Genomic DNA, 797 nt, shown 5'->3' on the forward strand with positions numbered 1-797 from the left:
AATCACGACCACCGGCTTAGCCGGTGGTTTGCTTTGACCCTATAAGGGTCTATTACCGGCACTGGAGTCTAAAGACTCATCGAAATAGGTTCGCCAAGCGCAACATCATTTACCTACAAAGCCCTTTCGGGCTTATCTTTATTTGTTACGTTTTACTGGCTCACCCGTAAACGGGTCAATATACTCTTTCAGTGTCATTTGATCATATTCCAGATCATCCTGTAACTGATTTGCTATATATTCCTGTATTTTCTTTGCATTTTTCCCTACCGTATCTACATAATATCCGCGACACCAGAAATGTCTGTTTCCATATTTGTACTTCAGATTTGCATGTCTTTCGAATATCATTAATGTACTCTTTCCTTTTAAGTACCCTACAAAATACGATACACTTATGCTTGGCGGAATTTCTACTAACATGTGTACATGATCTGGACATATCTCTGCTTCAACAATTTTTACACCTTTTCTTTTGCATAACATACTCAAAATATCTGCTATATCCTGTTTAATTTTTCCATATGCTACTTTTCTTCTATATTTTGGTGCAAAAACAATATGATACTTACAATTCCACTTTGTATGTGATAAACTATTATTATCCATATGGATACCTCCTGTGTATATTAGTGCGGTTGGCGAACCTACATTAATTATACCACCGGAGGTTTTTTTCTGTAAGCTGAAGCAATGCTGACTCACCTGCATAGCAGGTGGTTTATTTGTTTTCCAAAGCTCCGTTTTTCGGATCAGCGAAAAACTCCACAATGGCAAACAGGGCTTTGCCCTAACAA

Annotated in this window: 1 protein-coding gene; it reads right to left on the minus strand. The window is 37.8% G+C overall.

Translation table 11 applies throughout. The annotated features are described in order from the left end of the window. Window positions 1-138: 138 nt before the first annotated feature. Entirely contained in the window at window positions 139-609 is a 471-nt protein-coding gene (gene tnpA, locus DWX43_RS26770; RefSeq protein ID WP_008708385.1) for an IS200/IS605 family transposase, read from the minus strand. Window positions 610-797 lie beyond the last annotated feature (188 nt).

Origin of the sequence: Clostridium sp. AF19-22AC, from assembly GCF_003479085.1 — a bacterium.
Classification (GTDB): Bacteria; Bacillota; Clostridia; order Lachnospirales; family Lachnospiraceae; genus Faecalicatena_A; species Faecalicatena_A orotica.